This is a genomic window from Aeromonas sp. QDB17 (assembly GCF_027705305.1).
Classification (GTDB): Bacteria; Pseudomonadota; Gammaproteobacteria; order Enterobacterales; family Aeromonadaceae; genus Aeromonas; species Aeromonas caviae.
The window spans coordinates 1-23350 of record NZ_JAPDBP010000015.1; the positions used below are offsets into that span (position 1 = coordinate 1).

18 protein-coding genes and 1 riboswitch are annotated in these 23350 nt (G+C 59.8%); of the genes, 10 read left to right on the forward strand and 8 right to left on the reverse strand.

What is annotated here, in order from left to right; genetic code table 11:
* Positions 1-480 precede the first annotated feature (480 nt).
* Positions 481-972 carry an RNA-binding protein gene (locus OKC41_RS13390; protein ID WP_029313407.1) on the forward strand — a complete coding sequence of 164 codons (492 nt, stop codon included), beginning with the start codon at positions 481-483 and terminating at the stop codon, positions 970-972.
* 3 nt (positions 973-975) lie between these two features.
* Here OKC41_RS13390 and murI read toward each other — a convergent pair whose 3' ends face one another.
* Both murI and OKC41_RS13400 read right to left on the reverse strand, forming a co-directional pair.
* A complete protein-coding gene (gene murI / locus OKC41_RS13395; protein ID WP_010672351.1) occupies positions 976-1764 on the reverse strand; it encodes a glutamate racemase in 789 nt (262 codons plus the stop codon).
* Between the two features lie 108 nt (positions 1765-1872).
* Positions 1873-3738, reverse strand: coding sequence for a TonB-dependent receptor (locus tag OKC41_RS13400; protein ID WP_201895177.1), 1866 nt, complete (start codon positions 3736-3738; stop codon positions 1873-1875).
* A 51-nt stretch (positions 3739-3789) separates the two neighbouring features.
* A riboswitch (cobalamin riboswitch) is annotated at positions 3790-3968 on the reverse strand.
* Positions 3969-4175: 207 nt separating this feature from the next.
* Here OKC41_RS13400 and purE point away from each other — a divergent pair.
* Both purE and OKC41_RS13410 read left to right on the forward strand, forming a co-directional pair.
* Entirely contained in the window at positions 4176-4685 is a 510-nt protein-coding gene (purE, locus tag OKC41_RS13405; protein WP_029313402.1) for a 5-(carboxyamino)imidazole ribonucleotide mutase, read from the forward strand.
* Positions 4682-5806 (forward strand): 5-(carboxyamino)imidazole ribonucleotide synthase, encoded by a 1125-nt coding sequence (locus OKC41_RS13410; RefSeq protein WP_201895176.1) that lies wholly within the window; start codon positions 4682-4684, stop codon positions 5804-5806. The genes purE and OKC41_RS13410 overlap by 4 nt, the downstream gene beginning before the upstream one ends.
* A 72-nt stretch (positions 5807-5878) precedes the next feature.
* Here OKC41_RS13410 and OKC41_RS13415 read toward each other — a convergent pair whose 3' ends face one another.
* The 3 genes from OKC41_RS13415 to OKC41_RS13425 all read right to left on the reverse strand — a co-directional run bounded on the left by OKC41_RS13415 (position 5879) and on the right by OKC41_RS13425 (position 9660).
* A complete protein-coding gene (locus OKC41_RS13415) occupies positions 5879-7072 on the reverse strand; it encodes an MFS transporter (protein ID WP_201895175.1) in 1194 nt (397 codons plus the stop codon).
* Positions 7073-7181: 109 nt separating this feature from the next.
* Positions 7182-7910: a LytTR family DNA-binding domain-containing protein gene (locus OKC41_RS13420; protein WP_039040685.1), complete on the reverse strand. Its 729-nt coding sequence runs from the start codon at positions 7908-7910 to the stop codon at positions 7182-7184.
* A 76-nt stretch (positions 7911-7986) separates the two neighbouring features.
* Positions 7987-9660: a sensor histidine kinase gene (locus OKC41_RS13425; protein ID WP_201895174.1), complete on the reverse strand. Its 1674-nt coding sequence runs from the start codon at positions 9658-9660 to the stop codon at positions 7987-7989.
* 161 nt (positions 9661-9821) lie between these two features.
* Between OKC41_RS13425 and OKC41_RS13430 the strand changes: the two genes are divergently transcribed.
* Positions 9822-10262, forward strand: coding sequence for a hypothetical protein (locus OKC41_RS13430; RefSeq protein ID WP_041212096.1), 441 nt, complete (start codon positions 9822-9824; stop codon positions 10260-10262).
* A 31-nt stretch (positions 10263-10293) separates the two neighbouring features.
* On the opposite strand, the gene OKC41_RS13435 is transcribed toward OKC41_RS13430, so the two are convergent.
* Together OKC41_RS13435 and OKC41_RS13440 are read right to left on the reverse strand one after the other, a co-directional pair.
* A complete protein-coding gene (locus OKC41_RS13435) occupies positions 10294-13836 on the reverse strand; it encodes a transporter substrate-binding domain-containing protein (protein ID WP_270672097.1) in 3543 nt (1180 codons plus the stop codon).
* Positions 13837-13889: 53 nt separating this feature from the next.
* The gene (locus OKC41_RS13440; protein ID WP_201895173.1) at positions 13890-14513 is read right to left on the reverse strand and encodes a response regulator transcription factor; all 624 of its coding nucleotides are present in this window, start codon (positions 14511-14513) and stop codon (positions 13890-13892) included.
* A gap of 584 nt (positions 14514-15097) precedes the next feature.
* Here OKC41_RS13440 and OKC41_RS13445 point away from each other — a divergent pair.
* The 5 genes from OKC41_RS13445 (at position 15098) to OKC41_RS13465 (ending at position 21224) form a co-directional block, all read left to right on the forward strand.
* On the forward strand, positions 15098-15670 hold the full coding sequence (locus tag OKC41_RS13445; protein ID WP_010672341.1) for a common pilus major fimbrillin subunit EcpA: 573 nt from the start codon (positions 15098-15100) through the stop codon (positions 15668-15670).
* Positions 15671-15730: 60 nt separating this feature from the next.
* Positions 15731-16390 (forward strand): fimbria/pilus periplasmic chaperone, encoded by a 660-nt coding sequence (locus OKC41_RS13450; protein ID WP_010672340.1) that lies wholly within the window; start codon positions 15731-15733, stop codon positions 16388-16390.
* Between the two features lie 78 nt (positions 16391-16468).
* Positions 16469-18916, forward strand: coding sequence for a fimbrial biogenesis outer membrane usher protein (locus tag OKC41_RS13455; RefSeq protein ID WP_234922343.1), 2448 nt, complete (start codon positions 16469-16471; stop codon positions 18914-18916).
* Positions 18917-18918: 2 nt separating this feature from the next.
* Positions 18919-20535, forward strand: a complete 1617-nt coding sequence (locus OKC41_RS13460; RefSeq protein WP_201895171.1) for a hypothetical protein — start codon at positions 18919-18921, stop codon at positions 20533-20535.
* A 14-nt stretch (positions 20536-20549) separates the two neighbouring features.
* The gene (locus tag OKC41_RS13465) at positions 20550-21224 is read left to right on the forward strand and encodes a fimbria/pilus periplasmic chaperone (protein ID WP_234922342.1); all 675 of its coding nucleotides are present in this window, start codon (positions 20550-20552) and stop codon (positions 21222-21224) included.
* Between the two features lie 34 nt (positions 21225-21258).
* On the opposite strand, the gene leuE is transcribed toward OKC41_RS13465, so the two are convergent.
* The gene (gene leuE, locus OKC41_RS13470) at positions 21259-21897 is read right to left on the reverse strand and encodes a leucine efflux protein LeuE (protein WP_010672336.1); all 639 of its coding nucleotides are present in this window, start codon (positions 21895-21897) and stop codon (positions 21259-21261) included.
* A gap of 211 nt (positions 21898-22108) precedes the next feature.
* On the opposite strand from leuE, the gene OKC41_RS13475 reads away from it, so the two are divergent.
* Positions 22109-23329 (forward strand): MFS transporter, encoded by a 1221-nt coding sequence (locus OKC41_RS13475; RefSeq protein ID WP_041214206.1) that lies wholly within the window; start codon positions 22109-22111, stop codon positions 23327-23329.
* The last annotated feature ends 21 nt before the right edge of the window (positions 23330-23350 follow it).

The following is a 23350-nucleotide window of genomic DNA, read 5'->3' on the forward strand; positions in this document are numbered from 1 at the left end:
AGTGCCCACACAGATTGCTTGATTCAAATTGTTAAAGAGCGTCACGCTTATCGCGTTGAGGAGGCGCATCTTACGCTCCTCACTTCGAAAGTCAAGCGGTTGTTTTCGCTTTTCTTTCGGCGCCACTTCCTAAGGAAGCTGGCTCATCAGGTTGGCGTGGTCCGCCGTGCTGGTAGGGGCGCATTATAGGGAGGCCGGTTACGATGACAAGGGAATTTTTGAAGAAAGTCACGGAAACTTCAAATTATCCAGTTAGAAACAACTTACCCAGTGTATATATACAATGTTATCCACAAGCTGATGATTTCAGCCCTCTTTTATTGGCATTTATCAGGATCTTCCTGGCTGAAGGAATGCCATACTGAAGCGGATAATTTGCCTCAAGTGGTCCATGGTAGCGTCTGGTCGTAAAGCTGGTTACCATGAAGGTGAATAGAGTGTTGCACCTTTTTTGCTTTCATTTACAAAAGGTCTTTAAAGATGAATTTATCCAAGTTTCCCGTTTATGTGCAGGCAGCAGTTCTTGCTCTGGTATTGGCGCTGCTCGGCTATCTGGTTGCCCAGGCCCTGCAGTTCTCTCTGAAAGTCGAAGTCATTTTTGCCGCCGGTCTGGCCATTGGCGGTTTCGTGGTACCGCTCTTCCTTAACCGTGCGCCTGCCACCGCCCTCGAACAGGCGACCAGCCAGGAGACCTGTACCTTATATGTAGGCAACCTGCCCTATCGCGCCAACGAGATTGCGGTGCGCGAACTCTTTGCCGAGCAAGGTCAGGTACTGTCAGTTCGTCTGATGAAGGACAAGGCCACCGGCAAACGCAGGGGCTTCGGGTTTGTGGAGATGCCTGTCGCCGATGCGGCCAAGGCCATCGCCGCGCTCAATGACAAGGAGTATCAGCAGCGCACCCTGAAAGTGCGTGAAGCAAATGACAAGCGGGACCGGGATGAGAAGGACGTCAACGACGTCGACGCCTGATATTCAGTACACCACTTCTTCGAGTGACGACAGCCCCCAAGCTTGCAAGGGGGCTGTCAGTTTCTGGGCCCCAGCATCCAGTCGCGTGCAGTAGGCACGTCCCGTCCCCTCGCCAGGCGCCTGGACCGGCAGTGTCGCAAGCAGATGCGCCACCCGCCTTGCCACGGCAAGACCCGAATCGACCAGTTGGCATTCCGGCATCAGCTGTTTGATCTCTTCGTTGAGCAAGGGGAAGTGGGTACATCCCAGCACCAGGGTATCCGGCCTCTCCTCCCCTTCCATCCAGTCTGCGAGCACCTCTCTGAGCAGGGCCATATTGACCGGCAACCCCGCCAGCTTGCGCTCGGCTTCGATAACCAGTTCGGTGGCCCCCTTCAGCAGCACATGCTTGCCCGGGGCGAACTGGGCGATGAGTTCATGGGTATAGTCACGGCTGACGGTGCCGGGCGTTGCCAGCAGACCGATGTAGCCGTTACGGGTCAGGGCGGCGGCAGGCTTGATCGCGGGGACCACGCCGACCACAGGAATGCTGAGTGCGGTGCGCAGGGATGGCAGGGCAATGGTGCTGGCGGTATTGCAGGCGATCACCACCAGATCGATGGCGTGCTCGGCCACCATGTGGCTGACCAGTCCGGTACAAGCCTCGATGAGGGCAGCCTCACTCAGCTCGCCATAGGGAAAGTGGGCATTGTCGAAACTGTAGAAATAGTTGTGCTCCGGCAGAGCGCGACGGATCTCCCCATAGACAGTCAGACCGCCCATACCGGAGTCGAACACGAGAATATTGGCCACCTGAGCTCCCCCTTGAATGCGAGGCCGCGATCATACTCCCGCCCGGCGCCAATAGAAAAGGCCCTGCCAATGGCAGGGCCCCTGATTTTTCAGATCCAGACAAGGGGATCAGAGTGCGTAGTCCACCGTCACATAGTAGGCACGCTCGTCAGCCGGGTAACCCACCGAGGTCTGGTATTCCTTGCCCAGCAGGTTGCTGATCTTGCCGGAGACCTTCCAGGACGGTGCAACCCGGTAGCCCACCGCCAGGTTCCACACGCTGTAGCCGCCCAGCTGGGTGGTATTGGCCGCGTCACCATAACGCTCACCCTGGTAGATCCAGCTCAGGGAGCCATCGAACTGCTGCCACTGCGCCTGGCTCACCCACTTGGCCCCCTTGCGGGAGATCAACTGCAACTGCTTGTCGGTGACCTTGTCCTTGGGATCCTTGTATTCGGCGGAAACGCGATGGCTCAGCCAACCGGTCTCGAACTCCCCTTCCAGCTCAACCCCTTCAATCCGCGCCTTGCCGACGTTTTGCGGCGTCCACATGCCCTGGCTGTCCGGTGCCCACTGGATCATCTGCTCGAAGTCGTTGCGATAACCGGTCAAGCGCCACTCCACACCAGCGGTCTGTCCGTCCAGCATCAACTCGTGGCTTTTCGACTCTTCCGGCTTCAGGTCAGGATTGCCGGACCCCGGGTAGTAGAGATCGTTGAAGGAGGGGGCACGGAAACCGGTGCCGTAACGGGCACTGAGGCGATAATCCTCAACGAAGCGCCAGCCAGCGCCGGTTTGCCAGGTGTTGTGACGTCCGAACTGCTCGTTGTCATCGCTGCGACCGCTCAGCTCGGCCTGCCAGACCTGGTTGTCAAACTGGGCCAGGGCATAGAGCCCGGTGTTGTCACGCTCACCGGCGTCACTCGGGAAGGCGACGCCAGAGGAGCGGGAACTATCGTCCAGCATGTCGCGCTGCCAGTCGGCGCCGCCCCCCAGGGCCCAGCTCTCGTCCAGCTTGACGCTGTTGACCCAGTTCAGGGTGTATTGACGGGTATAGAGCCGATCAGCGGACTGATCGCGGCCGCTGGTATCCGGGTAGTCGTAGGCATCCTGTTTGGAGAAGGCGCCGCGCAGCTCGCTCAGGTAGCGCTCGTCATGATAGCGGGAGCCGATCTGGTAGCTCTGGTTCTCGGTCCAGGTCTCGTTGCGTTGATGAAACGCCGGGCCCCAGGCGGAAGCGGCAGAGGATCTGTCGTACTGGGCAATGTTGCGGAACCAGCGGGTCGTACCGAACAGATCCCAGTTGCTGGCCAGCGCCTGCTGATAATCCACCATGGCGTTATAACCCCGGTGGCCATGCTTGTCGCCATCGTTCACCCCGGCGATGGGGTGCACGTTGTAGCCGGTCTCGTCATCGAAACCACCAGCGACCTTGATCTGACCCGCATCACCCACCTGGCTGGCGCTGCTGAAGGCAGCCTGACGCTGCTTGTGGGAGCCCGCGCCCAGGTTGAACTTGTGCTGATTGGTCCCCTGGTCCGGGCGAGTGATGATGTTGATGACCCCACCGATGGCATCGGACCCATAAATAGTGGCGCGTGCACCGCGGATATATTCGATCCGCTCCACCTGGTTGAGGGGCAGGTTGTTGAGCTCGGTCATCCCGGCGGTCAGAGAGGCGCTACGCACCCCGTCCACCAGCACCAGGGTCTGGGAAGAGGTGCCACCACGTACCCGCAGCGAGCTGAGCTGGCCACGGCCGCCGTTGCTGACCACTTCCACGCCGGGCAGGGTCTTGACCACGTCTGTCACGGTCTGGGCTTGCAGGCGATCGATCTCGTCACGGGTCACCACGTTGACGGGAGCCAGCACACTGGAGGCAGGCTGGGCGAAACGGGTAGCGGTCACCACCATGGTGGGATTGACGGGGATGGTCAGTTGTTGGGCAAAGGCCGCCGTTGGCAACAGGGCAGCCGCCAATAATGTCTTGGACATGAGAGATCCTTAAGTTCGCGTAAGCATCTACTTCGTGGCCGGTTTCTCTCGGCCCGAAATACGAACTTTGGCAGGTCTTCGGGCTTGGGGGCTGATGGCCTACGGCGACGGCTTCCCACCTGACGGCAGTGCCCTGATGTCGCTTCGTTCCCCCTTACCGCTGCGCGCCAGCTCCGGATTCTCACCGGATTCCCTTTTAAGCATGATGCGCCAAAGCGGGGGGATTATAGGCAGAGCCGCCTTGGATGTATAGCCATCTGGATTTCTAATGTCGTTTTTACCCAAAGCCGGTGCCAAGTGGCGCAGATCCTCGCCCCCTCTCGTACCTTGAGGCTCGTTGACCGTCATTCGAGCGGGTCAAACACAAGAAATGTTGAGCCAGATCCCACGGCTTTTTGGTAACATGCGGCAAACGTTTGACATCCGAGGAAGCCGTAATGACGACCCCCCCTATGATCGGCCTGGTAATGGGCTCCGACTCTGACTGGCCCGTGATGCAGGCCGCCGCCCGCATCCTCAAGGAGCACGGCGTGCCCTATGAAGCGCGCGTCGTATCCGCCCATCGCACCCCGGATCTCCTGTTTGAATATGCCGCCAGTGCGCGCGATCGCGGTCTGCGCGCCATCATCGCCGGCGCCGGCGGTGCCGCTCACCTGCCGGGCATGCTGGCCGCCAAGACCACGATCCCGGTGCTGGGCGTGCCCATCCCCACCCGCCAGCTCAAGGGGATGGATTCCCTGCTCTCCATCGTGCAGATGCCCAAGGGCGTGCCGGTCGCCACCTTCGCCATCGGCGAGGCGGGTGCCGCCAATGCCGGTCTGTTCGCCGTGTCCCTGCTCTCTGTCGCCCAAGATGGCGACGCTCCCCGTTATCACCAGCAGCTCGACGGCTTCCGCGCCAAGGAGCGCGACCGGGTGCTGGCGCTCACCCTGGAGGAGCCGGCATGATACTGCCCCCCGCCACTTTGGGTATGCTCGGTGGCGGCCAGCTCGGCCGCTACTTCGTGATGTCTGCCCACCGTCTCGGCTACAAGGTGATCGTGCTGGACCCGGACCCCATCAGCATCGCCGGTGCAGCCGCCGACGAGCAGATTGTGGCCGCCTATGACGATGCCGATGCCCTGCGCGATCTGGCCAGCCGCTGCGACGCCATCACCTGCGAGTTCGAAAACGTGCCCGCCGCCTCCCTGGCCCTGCTGGAGCAGTACAAGCCGGTGCGCCCGGCCGCGAGCGCAGTACGTGTCTGTCAGGATCGCCGGGAAGAGAAAGCCTTCCTGACCCGCGCCGGCGTACCGGTCGCCCCGAACCTGACCCTGCTGCCCGGCGAGCCGCTGCCCGCTCTGCCAAGCGACCTCTTCCCCGCCATCCTCAAGACCGCCCGCGAGGGCTACGATGGCAAGGGGCAGTGGACTATCCACAATGCGGGCGAATTGCCAGCGGCCCTGGCCGCCAGCGGTGTCCCTTGCGTGCTGGAGAAGCGCCTGCCGCTGGAGGGGGAGTTTGCCCTCACCCTGGCCCGCAGTCCGAGCGGTGCCATCAGTGCACTGCCCCTGGTGCAGAACTGGCACAGCGGCGGCATCCTGGATCAGACCCGCTCCCCGGCCAATGTGCCCGCCCTGGAGCGCGAGGCCCAGCGCATCGCCGAGCACATCATCGCCGCCCTCGACTATGTGGGCGTGCTGACGGTGGAGTTCTTCCTGGTCGGCGGTGAGCTGCTGGTCAACGAGATGGCCCCCCGGCCCCACAATTCGGGCCACCCCAGCATCGACAACGCCGGTTGCAGCCAGTTCGAGTTGCAGGTGCGCGCCCTGTGCGATCTGCCGTTGCCGGTACAGGCTGAGGTTCAGCCCGCCATCCTGCTCAACCTGCTCGGGGATCTGTGGCAAGACGGCACGCCGGACTGGGCCGGCGCTCTGGCCCTGCCCGGGGTCCACCTTCACCTCTATGGCAAGGGTGAGGCCCGCCCCGGCCGCAAGATGGGCCACGTCACCGTCACTGGCCGCGACTGGCCGGCGGTCGAGGCCACCGCGCACCAGCTGCGCGCCCTGCTGGGTCTGCCCCCACGCTGAGTCCACCCCTTGACATGCAAAGACCCGGGCCAAGGCCCGGGTCTTTTTTTATGACTTGAGAAGCGAGAGGGATCAAGCCCTGTCGACAGCCGCAACAGGAGCCGGCAGGCGGATGGTGAGGGAGAGCACCAGGGCCACCACCAGCAACACCAAAATGAGGTTGAAAGTCGCCATAAAGCCGCCAAACAGGGAGGCCACGATGGAGCCGATGATGCTGCCCAGACCAAAGCCCAGATAGATGACGCCGTAGTTCTTGGTCAGATTGTTGAGGCCGAAGAAGTCACTCACCAGCGAGGGGTAGACGGTGATGGTGCCGCCGAAGCTGAAGGCTACACAGGCCACTGCCACGAAGAACAAGTTGGCATTGAGCTGCACGAACAGCAGCAGCGCCATGCCCGCCAGGGTAATCAACTGGGCGATGGTGATGACCCGGATACGGGACATCTTGTCGGAGAGGATGCCCAGCACCAGCCGGCCGCCCAGGTTGGCCATGGCGATGATGGCGACGGCGTTGGCGGCGACCACGGCCGGCAGGCCCACCATCTTCTCGCCGATGTCCTTGGCCACGCCGATGACGTAGAGACCGCTCATGCAGGCGGTGAGGAACATCAGAGCCAGCATCCAGTACTGGGGCTTGCGCATCGCCTCGGCCAGGGTGAAGTCGCGGCTCTCGCTCTGCTGCACGGCGGCGGCCTGCTTGGGCGCATCCTTCATCAGCATGCCACCCACCAGCACCATGGACATGGCGATCAGCCCCCACAGCTGGAAGGTGGTCTCAAGGCCGTTGCTGGAGAGCAGCAGCAGGTTGATGTACTTGAAGCCGAGGCTGCCGAGGCCATAAGCACCGATGGAGCAGGCGGAGATGAGCCCCTTGCGCTCCGGGAACCACTTCACGCAGTTGGAGAGTGTCATCAGGTAGCCGGTACCGTCTGCAAAACCGACCAGAATGCCGGCGCAGAGGTAAAGCATCGCCAGGTTGCTGGCATGAGCGGTGAGGAAGAAGCCGATGCCGAGCAGCACGCCGGCGCCCAGGGTGACGTTGCGCACCCCGAAGCGCTCCTGCAGCTTGCCCGCCAGGGAGGAGGCCACCGCCAGGGAGAGGCTGAGCAGCCCGAAGGCGAAGGCGACCTGGCTGACCGGCTCGTCCAGTTTGTCGGAAAGCTGGGCGTTGAACAGGCTCCAGGTGTAAACGGATCCCAGTGCGAACTGGGTGATGATGGTCCCCAACAGGGTGAGGTAGCGGGTGCGATTCAGCTCTCTGGTCATGATGCGTCTCGAGGAATGGCCTTAAGGAAACTGGGGCCACTATAGGCAAGACGCCGCTCCCGCCGACCGATTACGGCATGAAATGCAGATCGGCGGGAATGAATGACAATCAGAGCCGCATCAGCTGACGGAATGCCTTGATGTTGCTGCGACTGACCGGCACCTCGAACGGCAGGTCATGGAGCCGGATGAGATAGGTGCTGTTGAACCAGGGCACTATCTCGCGAATCTTGTTGATGTTGACGCAGTAGGAACGGTGGCAGCGGAAGAACCCCTCGGCCGGCAGCCGGCTGACAAACTCGCTGAGGGTCATGGTCATCACGTAGCGATCGGTACGGGTGTAGACATGGGTCAGCTTCTCGTCCGCTTCCGCGTAGTAGATCTGCTCGCAGGGGGTGACGATGATGCGCTCCCCCTTCACCAGATTGACGGTGCGGTTCTGTGGCGTCCCGGACTCCGCACCCTGGGGCTGGGACTTGCCCGCCAGTTCGAGCTTTTGCAGCAGATTGATGAGGCGCGGCTCGTTGTAGGGCTTGAGGATGTAGTCGAATGCCTCCAGCTCGAACGCCTCCACCGCAAACTCCTTGTAGGCGGTGACGAAGACGATGTGGGGCGGGTGGCTGGACTTGTGCAGGTTCTTGGCCAGCAGCAGGCCGTCGATGGCGGGGATCTGGATATCCAGAAACACCACGTCCACCTCGTGATCCTGCAGATACTTGAACGCCTCCAGCCCGTCTTCGAAGCTCGCCACTATCTCGATGTTGCTGTGCTGCCCCACCAGAAAGGCCAGCTCCTCGCGGGCCAGATACTCATCTTCCACAATGATCGCTTTCAGCATGACATTGCCCCCATAAGGAGCACAGGAGAGGCCAGCTCCTCCCGTATCAAACATTCGTCTTCCACAATGATCGCTTTCAGCATGGCATTGCCTCCTGATCAGGCAGATAGAAACAGACTTCGGTCCCCGGCTCCAGCCGCTTGAGGTGCAGGCCGTCGCCATAGAGCAGCTTGACCCGCTGATGCACGTTCATCAGACCGATGCTGCGGCTCTCCACCCGACCGGCGGCGACCCCGTCGATCACCGCCTGGCTGATGCCGTAGCCGGTGTCGCGCACCGCGACCCGGATGCCGCCCGCCAGCTGCTTCACCTCAATGGTGACCCGACCCGGCGCACTGCGGGGCTGGATGCCGTGCAGGATGGCGTTTTCCACCAACGGCTGCAACAGCAGGCTCGGCACCTGGATATGCACGTCGTCCACCTCGAACACCACCTCCAGCTTGTCGCCGAAGCGGGCCTGCTCGATGGCCACGTAGTCGCGCACCTGCTGCAGCTCCTCCTGGATGTCGATGAGGGTGTCCCCCTTGTTGAGGTTGTAGCGCAGGTAATCCGCGAGATTCGCGATCAGCTGGCGTGCCTGCTGTGGACGGATGCGGATCAGCGACGAGATGGCATTGAGGGCGTTGAACAGGAAGTGGGGGTTGATCTTGCTCTGCAGCGCGGTGAACTCCGCCTTGCGGGTCATCTCCTTGAGCTGCTCGATGCGCGACACCTCCATCTGGGTGGAGATGAGCTGGGAGAGACCCACCGCCATCTCCTTGAGGGAGCTGGTGATGCTGTGGGTGCGGCGATAGTAGATCTTGAGGGTGCCGCTGACGGCGCCGTTTTCCCGCAGCGGAATAATGATGACCGAGTGGAAATCGGAGAGGTGATACTGGCGCAGATCGTTGTTGATGATGATCTGGTCCAGCAGCACCGCTCTGTGGGTCATGTCGCTGATGGCGTGGTGCTCGTCCAGCTCGTAGTAATCCTTGCCCACCCCCACATAGGCCAGCACGTCGCGGGTATCGGTGATGGCCACCGCATCGGCGCTGATCTCGCTGCGAATGATGCCGCACACCTGGCTAAGGGAGTGGCGATCGATGTTCTGGAAAAACGGCAACGTCTTGTTGGCGATGTCGAGCGCCAGCTTGGCCTGCTTGGCGGCAATCAGCTCCTTCTCGTCGTCCAGGTCCTGCACCAGCTTGATGATGAGCCCGATACAGAGCGCCCCGGCGATCATCGGGTAGGCAATATGACTGACAATCTCCACACCTACCGCATGGGGCTCGGTCAGTTGCCAGATAAGCAGCATGGTCAGCCCCTCGCAGGCCATCCCCGCCAGGATGCCATAGAGCCAGAGCCGCGACTTGCGACAGCGCAGGTGCAGCCAGGTGGCGAGCAGGCCGGCGATGATGCTGGCGATGAGACAGGGAATGGAGGTGTGGCCATCCATGTCGATGAGATAACGGTGCAGCCCCGAGATGACTCCGGCCGGAATGCCGACCCAGGGGCCGAACAGGATGCCGCCCGAGATGATGGCGATGATCCGCACGTTGATGAGGGCCCCCTCCACCGGAATGCCGGTGTAGGTGCTGAACACCGCGAACAGACAGAAGATAGCTGCCACCAGCACCAGCTCGGCCGGGGTGTGGTCACGCTTCTGGAACAGTCGCTGGAACGGCCGGGTGCGGGTGAGAAAAAAGAGCGTCATCAGCATCAGCGCCGCCCGCTCAAACACCGCCAACAACATCATCTGATTTTCGAGCATGGCTCTCCTCCGTCAATGGCATGGCGCCAGGGGGCGGATCATACCCCTTATCTGCCGCCGACTCATGGGCGAATCCGGGGAGAGCGGTTCAGCTTTCGGGGAAAACGCCGATAAGAGGAGGCCCTCGCCAAGGAGGGCCCAGTCCGACAAAGGAGATAACTATGTTTCAAAAAAGCATGGTGCTGGCAGTGATGATCGGTTGCAGCAGTGCCGCCGTTCACGCCAATACGCAGGTGAGCCAGCTGAACTGGCAGACCACCGCCAGCAAAGAGACCAACATGGAAGTAGCGCTTACCCACCCAGGCCTCCAGGCCATCAATTCGGATCCGGCACAGGCTCCCGTCCAGATCCTGGCAGCAGACCTGAGCCACCCGGATTTCAACACCACCTATCGTTTGCAAGCCCGCGCACTCTACGGCTCCCTGCCACAGCAGGATGATCTCCGGATCACGCTGGCGCTCAACGGACAACCCCTGGAAGCAAGCCGCGCCCTCCCCCTGGCGCAGGCGACCCGCTATTACCTCAGCTATCAGGCCCCGTCAGCCAGACCGGACCAGGTGGGCGACGCCGCCTATGAGTTGATGGTGTACTGGCTGGGCTGACCACAGGAGCCGAAGGCATGTTCCCATGCCTTCATTCCTCCCCGTCCATCACCTGTAGTTGGGTCGCTGCCAGCCGAACGACCTCGTACTCTTGCTGCAAACGGGCCAGCGCCTCGGGCAGCCTGGCCTGATCGAGCTCCCAGGATTCTATTTCGCTGCAGGTCGCCACCAGTTTCAGAGTGCCCATTATTCTGGCGCCCCCTTTCAGGCGATGTATGCGGTCGATGAACTGGCCAACATGCCCCTCCTCCGCAGCCCGTTGCAATCCCGCGATATCGTCGTCACTGGCCCGCACGAACTCCGCCAGCAGAGGCACCATCAGGGTCGACTGGTGTGCAGTCAGCGGCCCCAGATACCGCCGGATCTCCTCCATGCAGGCGGCCATCTCACTCTGCTCTTCCCGCTGCATGTGCCGACGCAGGCAGTGATCGAGCGCCTCCAGTCCGACGGGCTTGAACAGACAGTCATCCATCCCTGCCGCCTGCCCTTCATTGATCTGCTCCTGCCGCGCATCGGCCGTCAGCCCGAGGATCACGGTGCGTCGCCAGCCGTGCAGCCGCTCCAGCTCCCGGCATTGGCGAACCAGCTCGAAGCCGTTCATGCCGGGCATGTTGAAGTCGGTCATGACAACATCAAACCTGGCTTCGATCAGCCGCCGCAACGCCTCTTCTCCCGACTCGACGGCCGTGGCGTCATGGCCCAGATAGGCCAGCTGCTGGCTGACCAGCAACCGGTTGGCTGGATGATCATCCACGACCATGATCTTCAGTCGCCGCCCCGGCTCCACCACCGGGTCCTGTGCAGGCGCAGCGGACATCGCCACGGCATTGGCCACCGGCAGCTTCATCTCGACACTGACCCGGGTCCCCTGCCCGGGCGTACTCTCCAGTTTCAAGGAGCCGCCCATCGTCTCGCACAGGGAGCGGGAGATCATCAGACCCAGGCCTGTACCCGACTGCTGGATTTTCTCGGGTTGGCTGGCCTGGCTGAAGGGCTCGAACAGCCTGGCCTGCTCGGCCTGATCGATGCCGATACCGGTATCCAGAATGGTGAGCTGCACGGTACACCAGCCATCGCTGACCCGGGAAGCCAGCGTCACCGTGACCGATCCGCAATCGGTGTACTTGATGGCGTTGCTGATCAGGTTGGAGACGATCTGCTTGTAACAAAGACCATCGATCTGCACCCAGGACGGATCGCCCGTGACGAGCTCCAGCCGCAGGCTTTTCTGCCTCGCCAGCGCAGTGAATACGGTGATGACCGACGCTGTCAGGGTCACGATGTCATGGGGCTCGGGGGCCAGTTCAAACCGGCCAGACTCGATCTTGGAAATATCCAAGATGTCGCCGATGAGGCTCAGCAGATCGCTGGCAGAGCCATGGGCAATGGCGAGGGAGGCCTGATCCTCCTCGTGCAGCCGACCCCGCTTGAGCGCCAGTTCCAGCAAGCCGATGATGGCATTCATGGGGGTACGGATCTCGTGGCTCATGGTCGCGAGGAAGGTGCTCTTGGCACGGTTTGCCTCCTGGGCCTCCTGGCTGGCCACCGCCAGCTCATCGAGCAGGCGTACCCGTTCGCTGACGTCGATCCAGCCTCCCACCCCCCCCTGCACATTGCCGTCCAGATCGTAGTAAGGCTGAACCCAGTGATAGACGTCGACCCCGCCCGTCGGCAGGACCAGACGGTGATCCCCCTCCTGGGCGCGGCGGCTGTCACAGGAAAGCATCAGATCCCCGTGCAGGGGAGCAAGAAAAGGCCAACGCGTGCGCGCGTCGTCCAGGCCCGTGCCGAGCAGACCGACCTTGGGCTCGCCAAGGAAGCTGGCATAGCTGCTGTTGCACAGCACCAGGATCCCGTTCAGATCCCGCGCATAGATGGGGTGAGGTGTCCCGTCCACCAGATCGGCGATGAACTTGAGCTGGGTGCTCAGCGCCCCCTCCACCAGCCGCCGCTCGCGGATCTGCTTGCGCAGGGACAGGCCCCACAGGCCAACCCAGAGGGTCAGCAGCAAGATCAAGGCGATAAAGACCCCGAACTCCTGAATCAACTCCTGCCAGGAGACACTCTCCTGTTTGACATTGACCCGCCAGCGGTTGGAGAGCCCTTCCAGCTCATCCGGCGGAATGATGGCAATCACCTTGTCCAGAATGTCCCTCAGTACGGGATGCGCGGGGGTGACCGCAAACGCGGCACCGATGGGGATGGAATCGAACAGCTCTCCCGTGATGAGCAGGCTATCGGGGAATTTGCTGTTGACGTAGTACTTGGCCACCCGCAGCGGCAGTATGGTCACATCACACACTTCCGTCGCCACACAACGCATGGCGTCTTCAATCGTATCGAACTGCCGCGACGTCAGCTTGCCGTATTCCGCCTCGATGGCCTGGGTCGAGATAAAGCCTCTGACCATGGCCACGGTGCCGGTCTTGAGCAGCGATGCAGGGGGGACCTCCCGGTGGCGCAGCCCCACCACATAGGAGAGGGGATCGAGGACAAAGGCCCGGCTGAACAGATAGCGGTTCCTGCGCTCGGCAGAGGGGCTCAACACCCCCGCATCCGCCTGGCCACTATCCAGCAACTGGGTCATCTGCTCCGGTGTCTTCACTGGCACCACCTCGAGCTCCACTCCCAGCTTGGCTCGCATGACCTGCAGCAGATCGGCGACCACGCCGTGCATGGTACCGGTGACGTCATAGAAACTGAGGGGCGGGATGCCGCTGTTCACCGCAATCCGGATTTTCTCCCGCTTGCCCAGCCATTTCCATTGCTCGCGGCTCAGGTCGATCCTGCTGGCACCGATGGAGAGACCGCCCCCATTCCAGCGTTTGGCCACTTCCGCTCGCTTGCCATCGAGGATCTCCCCCAGCGCGATATCCATGATCCTCTTGAGTCGCCGCTCCTTGGGATTGAGGGCAAAGGCAAAACCGGCAGTATCGATATAGAGCGGCTTCAATAATTGAATGCTGTTCTGATAGAACTTGTTGACGATGAAATTGCCGGAGATCATGTCTACCATGACGGCATCAACCTGACCATATGCCACTGCGGACAATGCACTATAACGGGACGGGTATATTTTAATTTGGTAGTCAGATAGATAACGCATAATATCCGTAAATGGCAAATAATACTCCGGCACGGCTATTGTTCTTATTTCACGATTTTTTACTTGGATATTTTTATAGATGGCAGGGTCATCAGCAATATATTTGTCCGTCAGCAGAAGATGCTGTTCCCGCTCATAGGAGTTGGAGGTGCTCAGCAGATCGATCTCCCCCCGCTGGAGCGCCTCGATGGCAGCCTCCCTGGAGGGATATCCCTTCACCAGGATCTCGATGTGCAGCAGATGGGTCAGCATGCCGACAACGTCGGCCGTCACCCCCTCATAGGCATTGGCCCTAAGGGTGATGTCCATGGGGGGATTGTCGGGTCTGGGCACCCCCAGGATCAGCCGCTCGCGCTCCTGCAACCAGCGCCACTCTTCCCCATGCAGCGGCAAGGGGCTGGCATCGAGGTATTCACCGCCATCCCGCGAATAGACTTGCAGCAGGGGCTCTTCCGGCTCCTGGGCCACCAGTGGCCACGCCCAGACCAGCGCCAGCAGGAACAGCAGCGGTTTCCCCCTGTTCACAGCAGTTTCTGCCGTCTGGCCAGACTGATCAGATCGACGATATTGGTGATGTTGAGTTTCTTCATCAACCGGGTCTTGTAGGTGCTGACGGTTTTCTCGCTCAGCAGCATGCTTTGGGCAATCTGCTTGTTGGCATGGCCCTGACAAATCTGCAGCAGCACACTCATCTCGCGGGAAGAGAGGGTCGACAGCAGATCTTCCCGATCGACCGTATGGGCATGCCTGGCGCCGGCGATGACGTCACGGGGGTAATAGAGTTGCCGCTTCTCTATTTTTTCGATCGCATTTTTCAGCAAATACAAATCATCCAGCTTGGACAAGAACCCCTCGGCACCGGCTTGCAGGCACCGCACCATAATATGGTGGGTGGACTGTGCAGACAGCACCAGAATCTTGGCGCCAATACCCAGCATCTTGATTCTTTTTATCACTTCGATGCCATCAAGCTGAGGTATTCCAATATCAAGAATGACAATATCCGGATGGGTTTTCTTGGCCATGGCGATGGCATCAACACCATTATCAACCTCGCCTAAAATATGATGTTCATCCTGCTTTAACAACATGCTCACGGCCATTCTTATTGCTGGATGATCATCTACTATCAATACCTTCGCCATATATAGATCCGTTATTCAGCCCTGTCCGACGAGCATATTAACTACAAATCAAGCAACGACACCATACAACCCATTTTTGTTTTACATATGTTAAATGAATATAAAAATGGCATTTTCAAGTTAATCATCATTATAGCTTCACTAATTTTTCATATATTTATCAATACATTGCACTTACATTTCCTCGTATGAGGCCCTTTTTTGCCAATTTTCCTCCCTTGCTGATTTCCCCCCTTCCCGGTTTTTCCAACTGTCTTCCTCCTACGAAAAAAAGACCAAAAAAACATATAAATCAAATACATGGGAAGAGACAAGCCACTGAAAGAAAAAGAAAAAATTTTATTTTATAAGGGTTTACACCCACTTTCCTTTGGGATTTTTCCTACACACCATTCGGTCGATCAAGACAGATCCGATCGCTATCTTGATCGACGAAAAAACAAGCTGGTCCGAGGAGCAACCTGTTCCAGGTCCGGCTGCCACGACTGGTCGAATCGTCACCAACGTGGCAAGGCATGCCCCTGACGGGCAATGAACCAACCGGGTGGTCACGACCATCCAGAAAATATGTAGGAAATACCGTAATGAAGAAGACTCTGATTGCTCTGTCCGTGGCTACCCTGGGCTTTGCCGCCACCGCTCAAGCCGCCGTAGAAGCGTCTGCCGTCGCGACCTGGCAGGCCACTGCCAAGAAAGACACCACTTCCGAGCTGGTGGTCACCCCGCTCTCCAGCCTCTCCTTCCAATATGCCGAAGGGATCAAGGGGTTCAACACCGTCAACGGCCTGTTCGATGTCGCCATCAAGGGTGATGCCAGCGCGACCGACTTTACCCTGAAGGCGAAGAAGCTGAACGGCACACTGAATCACCTGGGTGGCGACTCCACCGTCGATGTGGGCGTGCTGTGGGGCGGCGCACCGGTCAGCACCACCGCCTACACCACCCTGATCGACACCGCTGCCGGCATCACGGGGGGGAATCTGTCTCCTCTTGCCAACGGCTTCAAGAACGATGCCGAACGCGTCACGGCGCAGGGCTCCTTCACTTTCAACATTGAAAGTGCCACTGCCAGCGGCACCCCCACCACCTTTGACGCTCTGCCGGACGGCCTGTGGAGCGGTGAAGTCAACGTCGAGTTCGTAGCGAACTGGAGCTAACTCATCCACCGCGTACCATTGAGGGCCCTGCGGGGCCCTTTGTTCTCTTAGGGGCACATCATGAACCTGAAAATTGCAGCGATCTGGCTGCTGCTCATTCCCGGTATCAGCCAGGCGATCAATGTCGGCGCCGTCACCACCTTCATTGATGCGGGCAGCCAGGAGGTCGCCAAACAGATTGAAAATGGCAGCGACCAGGCCAGATTGGTCACGATCAGCGTGACACGCATCACCTCACCGGAAGAGGGAGGGCAGGAGATCCCCATGGAAGTCAGCGGCGAGCTGATGTTGTCACCCAGTCGGCTGATGCTGCCCGCCAATGCCAGAAACAACGTGAGGTTCTTTTACAAGGGCCCGCAGGATGACAAGGAGCGTTACTACCGCATCCGCTGGCTGGACACGGCGCTCTCCGTCGACGATCAGCGCAATGAACGCCGCCAGGCGGTTGCCACCACGTCAGCACAGATAGGCACCATTCTGGTGGTAACACCACGCCAGCACCGGTTCGCCTACGACCTGAAGGACGACACGCTCACCAACCAGGGCAATGCCTCCTATCGCACGGTAGCGTATGGCCCCTGCCTGAAAGGCGAGGAGCTGTGCAAGGAAACCTACTACGACCTGCCGGGCAAGCAACGCCGGTTCAAACAGGTCAATATGCGTGATCCAAAGAGCCACCTGGGACTCTGGCTGGGTCAAGAATTCGTCGTCATCAAGTAATCCCCAATCACGGTACCGCCCCACCCTCTTGCAGGGTGACGGCTCTCGTTCTCCACACCCGGAACCATGGTGCTCGATATGTTGAAAAAAGCCTGGCTGTTGCCGCTCTCCTGGCTGATTGCGATGTCAGCCTCGGCCAGCACTGCTGCCCCTCTCAAAATTGCCAACGTCATCATTCCTGCCAGTTTTGCCAAGGCGCTGGAAGAGGGGCTAGCGGTACCGGTACGCCTGCGATACACGGATGAGGACAACAGGATCGACACCCTGACCGACGACACCATCGGCAATGCCACCCTGCTGCTGCAAGACGGCAAGCTGCACTTGTTGCACCTTGATTTCACTGCCGGTCAGCAGCAAGGCGTGCTGAACGATGCCCTTACCACTCTGCTCTCCAGCAAGCAAAGACGCACCTTTTCTGCCGATGGCGACTTGCAGATCGATGCCGATGCCAGCATGCAGCTGGACCTCGTCGCCATGCTGCTCACCATCCGGGTGTCACGGGATGCCTTTGGCCAGGCGAGGCAATCTGACAACCGTGTCGCACTGACCCCGACGGTGGACACCCTGACGGGCGTACAGCGCTACAACCTGGGTTACTCCTTCATCAATACCCCCCAGAGCGGACACCAGGACTCCAATTTCCTGCAGCTGGAGAGTACCGTTGGGCTGGGCGCGCACCATGTCGCCGTGGATGCCTCCCTTTACAACCTGGGTGAGCCGGAGCAGAGCGGCGATATCTACCGCGCCATGTACGAACGGGATCTCGATGATCGCCGCATCGCAGCAGGCATGGTCTCGACATGGGATCTGCAGACCCTGGGGGGGGTGACGGGCCTGACCACGGGTCGCCTCTACGGCGCATCCTATGGCAACCAGGCGCAATCTCGAAAACAGACCACCAACGAATCGACCACTCCGGTGCAAGTCTTCATGCCCGCCAACGGCGAGGTCAGGGTCTATCGGGATGAACGCCTGATAGGCCTGCAAAACCTGGCGATCGGCAACCAGCACATCGACACCTCCGCGTTCCCCAACGGGGTCTACAACGTCACGGTCGAAGTCTATGTCGACGGCCGCCTGACCAGCACGACCACCCAGCGAGTCACCAAGCTGGGCGGCAATCAGGGCTTTACCCGGGAGTGGGGATGGCAATGGTGGGGAGGCATGATGGAGAACAGCCAGCACAGCGGCGATTCCCCCCTGCTCGGTTTGTCGCTGGCACGCTCGCTGGATACCCTTGATCTGGCGACGACCACCTATGCGTTCAGGGATGCGGCAGTCGGCGAGGCACGCGCAAGCTGGCAGGTCACGGATCGCCTCGGCACCCAGTTGCAAAGCATGCTGTCCACCGATCACTCCTGGCGGCTGGCGTCCAGCCTTTCCTGGCAAGCCCATGACAATGCCTCCCTGTGGGTCAGCCAGGAAAAACTGCATGCAGGCGATGCTCTGGGAGTGAGTGCAACCGAGCTCTACTCTGCCGGCATCACGATCAATCTGGGTGGCTGGGTCAGCGGCATGGGCCAGCTGACCTTCAACACCACGCACGACCGTCAGATGAACAGCGATCGCAGTTATGCGGATTACTACCAGCACCTCTATGCGGGCCGATACGGCAACCTCTCCATGCGCGCCAGCCTGCAAAGCGACAGTGGCACACTCAATGGATTCAGCAACAAGAACATCACCCTGGACTACGCCATCCCGTTCGACAATCTGTTCAGCTTCGGCATGAGCAGCAACGAGCAGGGCCAGACCACGGCCAACCTCAACTATCAGAAGCGCATGGAGGGAGCCATCAACCTGGCCGCGCTGAATGCCTCCCGCATGATGCACGGAAGCGACACACACAATATGGCGCTTTCCGGCACCCTGGGGTTCGAGAACAGGGTCATCGGCGGCACCATGACGCTGGGTCGCGGTCATGGCGGCGACGTGAATGGCAACCTGATTGCACGGGGTGCCCTGATCACCACGGAGAACGACGTGATCGCATCCAGCCGGAGCACCTCTGGTTCAGGCCTCATCATCAATACCGGCATCCACCGGGAAGGACAGATGCTCGCCAAGGTGAATGGACAGGACTACCCCCTGCAAGGGGAACAGACCTTCCTGGCGCTCCCGCCTTATCAGGAATACGAGGTGGAACTGCTCAACAGCAAGACGGGCAAGGACAGCTATGACATCAACACCGGCAAGCAGCGCTACACCCTGTTCCCCGGCAACGTCGCCACTCTGGATGCCGGCAGCAGCATCAAGGAGATGGTCACCGTGTTTGGCGTACTCAGGGCAGAAGATGGCTCGCTGCTTGCTAACGCCCGCATTGACAACCACATCGGCACCACGGTGACCAACGAGGTCGGCGAGTTCACCCTGGACGTGGACAAGGCCAACCCCATGCTGACTTTCCGCCGGGGAAGCGACTTCTGTGAAGCCGACCTGGATCTTGCACAACACACGGGCGCGGCCTGGGTCGGCATCGTGACCTGCCAGGGACTGCCCACCTACGCCATGGTGAGAGAGTATTGAACATGAACATCACACACCGATTGCTGCTGGTCATTGCACTTGGCGCCGGCTGGGCACAGCAAGGCAGTGCGGCTGTCACAAAATATAATCTGGCTGATGCCGATCTTCGTCATTTGCTGTTTATTGAAAATCAGGAGGACAACAATTTATTCATTACCCCAACCGATTATCTGGACCCTCGCCTGTCGGGTGGCAATGCCTGGACGTCCGACTCCAGACAGGTCAGCCTGGCATATGCTGACAATGGCTATAACTACACAGTCACCAACGACAATATCGACATGTGGGAAAACGGCCCGATTCGGTATCCTTATATCAATCAGCGTTGCATAAAGAGCTGGTCTGGATGTGACCCGCAAACGGCAGAAGCGGTCAACAAGCCGGGCGTCGTCAATGAAACAGGTTTCTTTGGATTAACGAAGGCGGCAACTGGATATGCTCATGCAAAATTGAGCGCCAGCTTCTTTGATTACCTGCGTACCATGCCGGTTGGAGCCATCCTGAACAGGGAAATGAACCTCTGCAGGACCACCAGAGCCTATGATGCAGCCTCGGGTGAGCGTTGCATAGCTCAAAGCAGCGGCACCTGGTATGTGAGAAAGGTACAGCACAAGAAAGCGGGTCATCTGCGCTTTATACAGACCAATGCCATCAGTGAAGTGATCGTGGACAGCAATGGAGCCCCCTATGTGTTACCCGGTTCACAAGGCTGCGAGAATTATCGGCTGGGTACCCGTGATGGTATTCTCTGCCGTTTTCTTGACTACGATTTCAGTCAGGATGGTAGCCAGTCATTTTCCGATCCCTATGTATACACAAACATAAAAAATGCGGCCCTGAACAGCGCCATTGCCAGTGCAGATGTGCAAATGAGCGCAAATCTCACCAATTGGGCAAGCAAGGGTGCTGACTACAAGATCGGCTATCTCAATGGGCAATCGTCTATTTATCTGTTTCTCTCCAGTAATTTTTTCAAACAGGTGGTCAGACTCGGGCTTCAGGATCAACTGACAAGAAGTTTGATTAACTTCAACATGCGAAATGTCAAAGCACCAGAAAGTGGGTTTTATGAATTCAGTGGCACCACTGAAATCGTGATAAAGCCACGGGACTTCAGCGTATCCATCTTGTCTTCGGAGGGCGTCAGTAATCCTTACAGGGAGGGGCAGGTCGGAAAAGACATTCTGAGCTTCTCATACAATATCTCTGATAGCGGCCCCATCAGTGCCGATATGCTGGAAATTTCTATTTCACAGGACAGAGGGTCGCCTTATCGGGGATATTGCACTTTCTATCCGGCAGGCTCCTCAGCTCCTGAACAGGCCGTCCCCATCCCTACCAGGCTGGTATTCGATTCGGTGGCTCATGGCGCGGGTTCACGGCACGCCATTCGCTGCGATCGCACACCGGTGGATATTCGCACCCTCGGAATACAGGACAATCAACCACCGCAGGAGTGGAATGATCCCGTCAACGGCCAGGGCATCACCCGGTTTTACAAACTGGCGCTGGAATTCGACCTGACCGATCCCATGGTGCAGCGCACCATGGGCGACGAGATGTGGGAAGGCGAGGTGGAACAAAGCGGCACCATCACCATCAAGGGGACCTGGCGCTGACCATGGAGTACAACATGCATCGTCTACTTTGGCCCTTGCTGGGCGGCTTGCTGGCCTCACAGGCCGCCGCCCTCGACATCGGCGCCATGACTCTTGCCATGGCGCCAGAGCAGGAGTTCATTACCAGAACCCTGACCAACAACAGTGCTTCACCCAAGCTGTACGACATACAAATGGAAAAAATCAGCGACCCCACGGCCAGAGGCAGGACACTGCCCACCGTCCCCGGTGAGCTGCTGTTTGCCCCCAGGCGCTTCACCCTGCACGCCAGACATGCCCAGAACGTCAAGTTCTACTACAAGGGGCCCGCCGATGACCATGAGCGTTACTACCGCATCACCTTCACCGAGTCACCGGCAGCCCAGGTGGATGAAGGCAGCCAGACGCAGCACCGGGGAACCGTCGAGGTGAAGCTGGCCCTGCAGTCCATCCTGGTGGTGCGCCCGCGTCAGTCACGTTTTGCATACCAGCTGGACCCGGTACAGAGCGCCATCACCAATACCGGCAACACCTATTTCGAGTTCATGGTGAAACAGGGCTGCCAGCAGGCGGACAGCGAGGCGGACAGCAAGTACCTGCTGCCCGGGGAGACCTACCACAATCCCGGGATCAATCAGCCGGGCAACCAGAAGCTCATCGTCTACCAGTCCCGCTTCATCCCGGTGGGCAAGGATTGCTGGCCAGACTAGGTGCCCGACACCGGACGGTCAGCAATCCCCAGGGTCAGGAGGAGAGCGTCGCCAGCCTGGCCGCAAAACCCATGAAAAAGAGGCCGATAAGACCGTTGCCGAGACGGGCCGCCGTCTGGCGCTGACGGAAAAAGCGGGCCATCAGGGTACCGCCGAAGATCAGCAGGGTCAGGTAGACGAAGCTCATCGCTTCCAGCATGCCAGCCAGCACCAGGTAGGAGATCCAGGTGTGGGCATAGCTGAAGTCGATGAACTGCACGAAGAAAGAGACGTAGAACAGGATCGCCTTGGGATTGGTGAGGCTCAGGGTGAGGGCCTTGGTAAAATAGCGCTCACCGGGATCCATCTCGGACGCCGGTCCCGCCTTTTTGGCGATGAAGTTCGCGTGCAGGATCTTCACCCCCAGATAAAGCAGGTAGATGGCGCCCAGATAGCGCACCAGAGTAAACAGCAAGGGGGTAGTGCGAATGAGGGACGCGATCCCCAGATAGGCGCAGAAAATGAGGATGGCATCGCCGACGAAGACGCCGAGGGCGGCGCGATAACCCGGGCCTATGCCGCGCACGGCACCGGTTCGCAGCACGTAGAGGGAGTTCGGGCCCGGGGCAATGATGATGAAGAAGAGACCGACCAGATAGGTCCAGACGTTGATGACACCCAGGCTTTCGAACATGTTCCCTCCATGGCGGGTGATGGGCCGGATAACGGCGGCAGGCCTTCTATACTAATCCGCCCCGCGCCAAGCACAAGATCTGACCTGCCATCCACACGCCGTCAGCATGAACGGCCTGCGCGCCACGCGAACGCAATCCGGGCGTTCGCCCACTTTGGTTATGTCCAGATGCGCCGGGATAGGGCATGGTAGAGGGAGTGATCCCCCTGCCATGGACAAGACCTTGAGTACCGACACCCCGATCACCGCCCCGCCCGCGGTGGACAACCCGACTACCACCGCTTATCCGGTGATCGCCGCCATCAGCTTCTCGCACCTGTTGAACGACATGATGCAGTCGGTACTGCTGGCCATCTATCCCCTCCTGAAGCTGGGGCTCGATCTGTCGTTCACCCAGATAGGTCTCATCACCCTCACCTACCAGTTCACGGCCTCGCTGCTGCAACCCCTGATCGGCCTCTATACCGACCGCAGACCCATGCCCTACTCCCTGCCTCTGGGCATGGGCTTCACGCTGGTGGGGCTGCTCTACCTGTCGCAGGCAGGCAGCTTTGGCGCCGTGCTGTTGTCGGCCATGCTGATCGGCATGGGCTCCTCCGTCTTCCACCCGGAATCCTCCCGGGTCGCCCGCATGGCGGCCGGCAACCAGCCTGGTCTGGCCCAGTCTCTGTTCCAGATCGGCGGCAATCTGGGATCGGCCATCGGCCCCCTGCTCGCGGCGCTCATCATCGTGCCGAAGGGACAGGGTAGTGCGGCCTGGTTCTCGTTGTTCGCACTCATCGGGGTCATCGTGCTCAGCTTCGTCGGCCGCTGGTCCAGCCACCATGCTGCCAGCTTCCATCGGCGGATGAGGGCCCATGCCGGCACCGGCCTGAGCCGCCGCCAGATTGGCTGGTCACTGGCCATCCTCGGTCTGCTGATGTTCTCCAAGTTCTTCTACATGGCCAGCCTGAGCAGCTATTACACCTTCTACCTGATGGACAAGTTCCACCTGTCGCTGGAGAGCGCCCAGCTCTATCTGTTCGCCTTCCTGTTTGCCGTCGCGGCTGGGACCGTGCTCGGCGGGCCACTCGGCGATCGCATCGGGCGCAAGCGGGTGATCTGGATCTCCATCCTCGGCGTCGCTCCCTTCACCCTGCTGCTGCCCCACGTCGACCTGTTCTGGACCTCGGTGCTGTCGATCGTCATCGGCCTCATCCTGGCGTCGGCCTTCTCCGCCATCCTGGTCTACGCCCAGGACCTGGTACCCGGCAAGGTCGGCACCATTTCCGGCCTCTTCTTCGGCTTCGCCTTCGGCATGGGAGGGATAGGGGCCGCCCTGCTGGGCAGATTGGCCGATGCCACCAGCATCGAAACCGTCTATCAGGTCTGCGCCTATCTGCCCCTTATTGGCCTGCTGACCGCCTTCCTGCCCAATATCAGGAGAGGCTAGAGGCCAACCGGCAGCCAGCGA